Here is a 7,888-nt window from a genome sequence, read left to right on the forward strand (position 1 = left end):
CGCGGCGGCGGTGTCGACGGCGACCGGTGCGACTGTGGCGGGGTCGGGTGGCGCCGGCGTCTCGACGGGGGTCGCGGCGTCGGACTCGACGCCCGCTGTCACCGCCCCGTCACCCGCCACGGTGGCCGGGGTGAACTTCTCGTAGTAGAAGTGCGTCACCTCGAGGCCCTCGGTGTCCAGGAAGGTCCGGACGGACTCCACCATCGGCGGCGGACCGCACAGGTAGATGTCGGCCGTCCCGTTGTGGAGGTGCTCGCGCCGGATCAACCCGGTGACGTATCCGGTGTTCGGGAACGCCGTGGCCGGGTCGGACACGACCAGGTCCCACGTCATCCCCGGCAACCGTGTCGTGTAGTCGTCGAGCAGGTCGGTGTACACCACGTCGGTGTCGCGAGACGTCCCGTAGACCAGGTGCACCGGCCTGTCCACGGAACCGGCGACGGCGAGGCTCTCCAGAATCGACAGGACGGGCGCGAGTCCGGTGCCGCCCGCGAGCAGTAGCAGCGGCCGCGGTGACTCGCGCAGGAAGAAGCTGCCCATCGGGCCCGTGAGGTCGAGCCGATCGCCCACCGCGCACCGCTGCGCCAGGTACTCGGACATCGCGCCGCCGGGGGCGTACTTGATGAGGAACGACAGGCGGTCGTCGTCCGGGCCGGTCGAGAACGAATACGAGCGCACCTGGTCGGTACCGGGAACCGAGACGTTCACGTACTGCCCCGGCAGGAACGCCAGGGCTCCCCGGTCGTCGAGCTCCACGGTCAGCGCGAACGCGCCCTCGGCCAGACGCTCGACCGCCGTGACGGTCGCCGGGTGGGCGGCCGCGGTCGTCTTGGCCACATCCGAGGTGGTGGGGATCTGGACCACCAGGTCCGAGCGGGGGACCATCTGGCACGGCAGGCAGTAGCCGGCCTCGGCCTCGGCCGCGGTGAGGGCGTCGTCGATGTAGTCGCCGCCGTCGAAGTCTCCCGACTCGCACAGTGATTTGCAGGTGCCGCACGCTCCGTCGCGGCAGTCGAGGGGGATGTTGATTCGGGCCTTGTACGAGGCGTCGGCGACGGTTTCCGACGGGCCGCATGTGATGAAGCGCGTCACACCGTCCTCGAAGCCCAGGGCCACCTGGTAACTCATGGGATCTCACTTCTTGTCGCTGGCATGATCGGCCGCACTGGGCGGACCGGTGGTCGTCGACGCCCCGGTGGGGCGGGCTCGATGGCGTGGCGGGTCACACCATGTAGACGTCCACGATGTGGTGGATGTAGTCGTTCTTGAGGACGACCTTCTTGTAGGTGATCAGCGGGGACTCCCCGGTGACGTCGAGGGTGTAGAAGGACGTCCCGAAGTACTGGTCGGTGGTCTTGTAGCGGACGTACGAGGAGAGCCAGTTGAAGCGGACGTCGACCTCGCCGGGTCGCCTGTCCGTCACCTCGACATTGCTGATGAGGTGGCCGGTGCGGGGTTCCGGCAGGGAGGTGGACGACGACCGGTCGGTACGGATGCGGAACACCCGGTCCTCGATGCCGGCCCGGTTGGGATAGAAGATGAGCGAGATCTCGGAGTAGGGGTCCGTGGTGAGCTCGCCGTCGTCGTCCCAGGCGGGCATCCAGTACATTGCGTCCTCGCGATAGCACTCGATCCATGCTTCGAACTGCCGGTCGTCGAGGAGGCGGGCCTCGCGGAAGAGGAAGGCGGAGATATCCTCGACGGAGATCGACGCCACTGGCGTCGCGGACACTGCTTCTCCGGACACTGTTTTTCCGGGCACTGTTGGTCCAGATACTGCGGGTGCGGACATGATCGGTCCTTTCGTGGGCGTGGGCGTGGGCGTGGGCGTGGGGAGCGCGGGTCGGATCAGAGAGCGGCGGACGCGGTGACGCTCGGCGTCGCGCCGTTCTTCCCCGCGGCTGCGACGTCCGCGGCTGCAGCGTTCGCGTCGGCGGCGGCGCGCTCCTCGGCCTCCAGTGCGCGGCGCATGGTCTCGAGCCAGTACCCGTGCTGCACCGGGTACAGGCCCTCGTCCTCGGTCTTGGCACCGGAGGAGAGCACGTTCTCCATCCCCAGACCTCGGGCGGTGGCGTCGGGGCCGGCGACCTGGTGGGTGGATCCGCGGGTCATGTCGTTCCACGGAGCGGCGCTGGCCAGGTAGGTCTTCTGGCAGGAGCGGAACTCCTCCAGATCGTCCGGCGTCGCCATACCGGTCGCGTTGAAGAAGTCCTCGTACTGGCGGATCCGGGCAGCGCGTGCCTCGGCGCTCTCGCCCTTGGGGGCGATGCAGTAGATCGTCACCTCGGTCTTGTCCACCGAGATCGGCCTGAAGTGCCGGATCTGACTGGAGAACTGGTCCATCAGGTAGACGTTGGGGTACAGGCACAGGTTGCGGGAGGCCCCGACCATGAACTCCGCCTTCTTCTCACCGATCTGCTCGGCCAGTTCCGCCCTGCGTTCCCACAGCGGACGATCCTCGGGGTTGCCCCACCACATCCACAGCAACAGGTGACCGTGGTCGAACGACCAGTAGCCGCCGCCCTGCTTGCCCCACGTCCCGGCGTCCATGGCCTTGGTCTCGTTCTTGGATTCGCCGGAACCCCGTCGGGCGGTGGTGGCCGCGTAGTTCCAGTGGGTCGCCGAGACGTGGTATCCGTCGGCGCCGTTCTCGGCCTGGAGCTTCCAGTTGCCGTCGAAGGTGTAGGTCGAGGACCCACGCAGGACCTCCAGACCCTCCGGGGACTGGTCGACCAACATGTCGATGATGGTCCGGCTGTCCCCGAGGTGCTCCTCGATCGGCAGGACGTCGGCGTTCAGGCTGCCGAAGAGGAACCCGCGATAGTTGGCGAACCGGGCCACGCGGCGAAGGTCGTGGGAACCGCCCGAGTTGAACTGCTCCGGGTAGCCGGCGTCACGCGGGTCCTTGACCTTGAGCAGCTCCCCCGAGTTGGAGAACGTCCACCCGTGGAAAGGGCAGGTCAGGGTGGTGCGATTGTCCGTCTTGCGGCGGCACAGCATCGCTCCGCGGTGCGAGCAGGCATTGATCAGGCAGTTGAGCTCTCCGTCCCTGCCGCGGGTGATCATGATGGGCTGGCGGCCGATGTCGGTGGTGAAGTAGTCGCCGACGTTCGGGATCTGGCTCTCGTGTGCCAGGTAGACCCAGTTCCCCTCGAAGATGTGCGTCATCTCGAGTTCGAACAACTCCTCATCGGTGAAGATACGACGGTTCGCGCGGATGATGCCCTCGGCGGGACGGTCCTCCAGAGCGGTGTCGAGAGTGTGCTGCAGGTGGTCGAGTCGATCGGACATCGAGTTCTCCTTGCGGGGTCGGGGCGGGCCACCTCGAAGGTGACCGGGTGCCGTGATGACCCCAACGGTGCCCGAGTGTGGGGCGAGTCACACTAGGGGTGTGCCTAGTCGTGCCTAGGTGCCCATTGTTCGCACTGCGAACAGATTCTTCGCATCCGTACGCCTATCTGCGGGAACATGCCGATGTGGTGCGCGATGCGTACAGGAATCCCACTACGGATGTATAGCCGGGTGATTGACGACACACCTTTACCGGGGGCACAGTGAGGGCATCGGCCGACGGAGATCCCTGATCGGGGCATCGTCCACCGGCCCGATCCAGTCCCCCCACTCACGCAGGGAGCGTCATGAGCACCACCGCAGTCCCCACCACCGCAGTGCCCACCGCCGCCGGCTCCGGCTCCGCCGCGACGGACAAGTTCAAGGGCAGCCGCTTCACGTCCGACACGACCACCGAGCGTGCGGCCGCCATCTACAAGGACGTGCTCACCAAGCTGTCGGAGGTGATCTTCGAGCACGAGGTGACCTACGACGAGTACCGCGTCCTCAAGCAGTGGCTCATCGAGGTCGGCGAGGGTGGCGAGTGGCCGCTCTGGCTGGACGTCTTCCTGGAGCACTTCATCGAGGACTCCAACAGCCGCATCTTCAACGGCACCAAGGGCTCCATCGAGGGCCCCTACTACGTGCCGGACGCCCCGGACCTCGGAGCCAAGGGCGTCATGCCGATGCGCGAGGACGAGAAGGGCACGCAGTTCGTGTTCAAGGGCCAGGTCCGCGACCTGGACGGCACGGGCATCGAGGGTGCATCCGTCGAGCTGTGGCACGCCGACGCCGACGGCTACTACTCGCAGTTCGACGACGGCTTGGGTATCCCGGAGTGGAACCTGCGCGGCACCTTCACCACGGACGCCGAGGGCAACTTCCACATCACCACCGTCCAGCCGGCCCCCTACCAGATCCCGCACGACGGCCCGACCGGTGAGTTCATCGCCAGCTACGGCGGCCACCCGTGGCGTCCGGCGCACCTGCACCTGAAGGTCACCGCCCCGGGCAAGCGCCTCATCACCACCCAGCTGTACTTCCAGGGTGGAAAGTGGGTCGAGGACGACGTGGCCGGGGCCGTCAAGCCCGAGCTGATCCTGGACCCGAAGCCCAACGCGGACGGGATCGACGAGGTCGTCTACGACTTCGTCCTCGACCCCGTCTCCGACAAGCGTTTCGTGGCCTGACCGGCGACGACCTCGTCTGTAATCCCCGCCCGCCCCGGCCGCCACGAGCGGCCGGGGCGTCGGCGGTCGATCCGGCCGGACCACCAACACGAAGGGCTCGAAGATGTCTGACCTGACCATCCGTTCCGTGGAGACACGGATCCTCGACGTGCCGCTCATCAGGCCGCACAAGTTCGCCACCACCACCGCCACCGAGCAGTCCATCCTCCTGGTGTCGGTGACCACGGCTGACGGCGTCGTCGGCTACGGCGAGGGCGTGACCCCGGGTGGCCCCTGGTGGGGCGGGGAGTCCGCCGAGACGATGCAGGTTCTCGTGGAGAAGTACCTCGCCCCCGTTGCCGTGGGTCGACGCGTGGACGAGGTGCCGGCGGTCCTCGAGGCGATGGAGGGTGTGGTGGCCCGGGGGCGCTTCGCCAAGGCCGCACTCGAGATCGCGATGTTCGACGCGTGGGCGCGCACTCTCGAGGTGCCGGTGCGGTCCCTCCTCGGGGGCGCCGTCCGCGACTCCATCGAGTGCACGTGGGCGCTGGGTGCCATGCCGCTCGAGGAGATGGTCGAGGAGATCGACGAGCTGCTCGCCGCCGACCGCCACCGCACCTTCAAGCTCAAGATGGGGGCCCTGGACCCGGCCGAGGACGTGGCGCGCATCGCCGCGCTCGCCGCGCGCCTCGACGGCCGGGCCGGCCTGCGGGTGGACATCAACGCCCGGTGGGACCGGTTCACCGCCAACGTGCACCTCCCGGCGTTGGTCGAGGCAGGCATCGAACTGATCGAGCAACCGACCCCGACCGAGCAGATCGAGGTGCTCGCCGAGCTCAACCGCACGCTGCCCGTCCAGATCATGGCCGACGAATCGGTGCAGTCACCGCACGACGCTCTCGAGGTCGTGCGCCGCGACGCCGCCGGGGTCATCGCCGTCAAGACCACCAAGCTCGGCGGCCTGACCAGGAGCAAGGAGGTCGTGGCGATCGCGCGCGCGGCAGGCGTGGCCTGCCATGCCGCGACCTCACTTGAGGGGCCCATCGGAACCATGGCCTCGCTGCACCTGGCGTGCGCCGAACCGGGCTTCAACTACGGCTCCGAGCTGTTCGGCCCGCTGCTGTTGGCCGAGACGTACGTGACCACGCCGATCAGGTACGAGGCCGGCCGGGTCCACCTCCCGGACGGTCCGGGCCTGGGCGTGGAGATCGACCACGACGCCGTCGAGAAGTTCACCCGTCGCCGACCCCGCTGACCCGCAGACCCGCCGACCCACTGAACCGCAGAACCGCCGACCACTGAGAAGTAGAGGAGACCACCGAGATGGCACTGTTCCACGTCCGCATGGACGTCCACATCCCCCGCGACCTGGATCCGCAGGTGCGCGAGGACACCATCGCCCGCGAGAAGGCCTACAGCCAGGAGTTGCAGCGCTCCGGGACGTGGCGGGAGCTCTGGCGCATCGTCGGCCAGTACTCCAACATCAGCATCTTCGACGTCGAGTCCGGCGACGAGCTGCACGAGCTGCTCTCGGGACTCCCACTCTTCCCGTACATGGACATCGAGGTCATGGCGCTGACGAGGCACCCGTCGCGCATCGACGACTGACGCTCCGGCCGACCAGGTTCGGACGGGTGAACGGCCGACCTCTCCACGTCATGATCATCGTCAAGAGCGTTCCGCACATTTTCACTCGAACGATGTGTGCGGAACGCTCTTGACGATGCTGGAGGGGTCGGTCAGACGCGTTCGAACACCGCGGCCAGGCCCTGGCCGCCGCCGATACACATCGTCTCCAGCCCCCACTGGGCGTCGCGCCGCACCATCTCGTGGGAGAGCGTGGCGAGCATCCGGGCGCCGGTCGCTCCGACGGGGTGGCCGAGTGAGATCCCGGAGCCGTGGGGGTTGAGGTGCTCCGAGGCGGGGTCGATGTCCCACTCCCGCATGACGGACAGCGCCTGGGCGGCGAAGGCCTCGTTGAGCTCGATCACGTCGATGTCCGCCAGCGTCAACCCGAGCCGGTCGAGCGCTTTAGCGGTGGCGGGGACCGGGCCGATTCCCATCGTCTCCGGGGCGACACCGGCCACGGCCCAGGACGCCAGGCGCACGAGCGGGGTCAGGCCGAGCGAGGTGGCCCTGTCCGCCGTGGTGACCACGCACATCGCGGCACCGTCGTTCTGGCCCGAGGCGTTTCCGGCGGTGACGGTGGCCTCGGGGTCGGTCCGGCCCATGATCGCCCGGAGGCCCGAGAGCGCCTCGACCGTGGTGTCGGCGCGGGGGTGCTCGTCGGTGTCGACGACGAGGTCCTCCCCCCTGCGCTGCGGAACGGCCACGGGGACGATCTCCTCGGCGAACACCCCGGACCCTTGCGCGGCGACCGCGCGCTGGTGGGACTGCACCGCCAGCCGGTCCTGCTCCTCCCGGCTGATGCCGTACTCGCGGCGAAGGTTCTCGGCGGTCTCGATCATCCCGCCATCGATGACGTGGGAGCGACCACCGACCGTCGTGCGGGCGCGGCCGAGGCGGTCGATCAGCGAGACACCGTCACCCTTGATGCCCCAGCGGGGCGAGGGCGTGGCGTAGAACTCCACCTGGCTCATCGATTCGACGCCGCCGGCGACCACGAGGTCCACTCCGCCGGAGGCCACCTGCAGCGCGCCGGTGATCACCGCCTGGAGTCCGGAGCCACAGCGCCTGTCCAGTTGCATCCCGGGCACGTCGATGCCGAGCGGGGAGTCGAGGGCGGCGATCCGGCCGATGGCGGGACCCTCGCCGCCGGGCGAGCCCTGGCCCAGGATCACGTCGTCGACGTCCGTCCCGGTCAGGCCGGTGCGCTCGACGAGCGCGGTGAGCAGTGAGGTGGCCAGCGTGTTCGCGTCCAGATCGCGGAACACGCCGCCGAAGCGGCCGACCGGCGTGCGGAGGGGCTGGCAGATGACGACGTCGCGCATGGGTTCTCCTGGTGGTAGCCGAGGTGGTGAGTGTGGGGAGGGGTCTCAGTGGGAACAGGTCAACGAGTGACGGTCGACAGGTCCGCGGACAGTGCCCGGGCCGCGTCCACGACCACGGGGACGAGCTCGTGGCGGAGCTGGTCGATCGAATACCGGGCGGCGTGTGTGGAGACGTTGAGCGCGGCCACGACCCGCCCGTGACGGTCGCGCACCGGGGCGGCCAGAGATCTCAGGCCCGGTTCGAGCTCCTGGTCCACGAGCGCCCACCCGCGGTCGGCGACCGCCGCGAGTTCGGCGCGCAATCCGTCCGGGTCCGCGATCCCGTGCGGGGTGCGGACGCGCAGATCGGTTGCCGCCAGGTGGGCGTCCAGCTCCTCCGCGGGCAGGGCCGCGAGCAGGACCCTGCCCATCGAGGTGGCGAAGGCGGGGAACCGGGTG

At 68.6% G+C, this 7,888-nt stretch carries 8 protein-coding genes; 3 read left to right on the forward strand and 5 right to left on the reverse strand.

The features are described from left to right. The 3 genes from benC to benA form a co-directional block, all read right to left on the reverse strand. A partial coding sequence (gene benC, locus G6028_RS14035) for a benzoate 1,2-dioxygenase electron transfer component BenC (RefSeq protein ID WP_182659239.1) occupies positions 1–1,128 on the reverse strand: 1,128 nt, incomplete at its 3' end. 94 nt (positions 1,129–1,222) lie between these two features. Further along, the gene (gene benB / locus G6028_RS14040) at positions 1,223–1,717 is read right to left on the reverse strand and encodes a benzoate 1,2-dioxygenase small subunit (protein ID WP_182659244.1); all 495 of its coding nucleotides are present in this window, start codon (positions 1,715–1,717) and stop codon (positions 1,223–1,225) included. A 131-nt stretch (positions 1,718–1,848) separates the two neighbouring features. Next, complete coding sequence (benA, locus tag G6028_RS14045) at positions 1,849–3,291, reverse strand: benzoate 1,2-dioxygenase large subunit (protein ID WP_182616094.1); 1,443 nt, start codon at positions 3,289–3,291, stop codon at positions 1,849–1,851. Between the two features lie 347 nt (positions 3,292–3,638). Between benA and catA the strand changes: the two genes are divergently transcribed. The 3 genes from catA to catC all read left to right on the forward strand — a co-directional run bounded on the left by catA (position 3,639) and on the right by catC (position 6,107). Beyond that, the gene (gene catA / locus G6028_RS14050) at positions 3,639–4,520 is read left to right on the forward strand and encodes a catechol 1,2-dioxygenase (protein ID WP_182659240.1); all 882 of its coding nucleotides are present in this window, start codon (positions 3,639–3,641) and stop codon (positions 4,518–4,520) included. A gap of 103 nt (positions 4,521–4,623) precedes the next feature. Then, on the forward strand, positions 4,624–5,754 hold the full coding sequence (locus G6028_RS14055) for a muconate/chloromuconate family cycloisomerase (RefSeq protein ID WP_182659241.1): 1,131 nt from the start codon (positions 4,624–4,626) through the stop codon (positions 5,752–5,754). Between the two features lie 68 nt (positions 5,755–5,822). After that, positions 5,823–6,107, forward strand: a complete 285-nt coding sequence (gene catC / locus G6028_RS14060) for a muconolactone Delta-isomerase (protein ID WP_182659242.1) — start codon at positions 5,823–5,825, stop codon at positions 6,105–6,107. 131 nt (positions 6,108–6,238) lie between these two features. Here the strand turns inward: catC and G6028_RS14065 are convergent, their stop codons facing one another. Together G6028_RS14065 and G6028_RS14070 are read right to left on the reverse strand one after the other, a co-directional pair. Beyond that, positions 6,239–7,450 (reverse strand): acetyl-CoA C-acetyltransferase, encoded by a 1,212-nt coding sequence (locus tag G6028_RS14065; protein WP_182659243.1) that lies wholly within the window; start codon positions 7,448–7,450, stop codon positions 6,239–6,241. Between the two features lie 59 nt (positions 7,451–7,509). Then, a partial coding sequence (locus tag G6028_RS14070; RefSeq protein WP_277817613.1) for an IclR family transcriptional regulator domain-containing protein occupies positions 7,510–7,888 on the reverse strand: 379 nt, incomplete at its 5' end.

It is taken from the genome of Dietzia cercidiphylli, assembly GCF_014145145.1.
GTDB classification, from domain to species: Bacteria; Actinomycetota; Actinomycetes; order Mycobacteriales; family Mycobacteriaceae; genus Dietzia; species Dietzia natronolimnaea.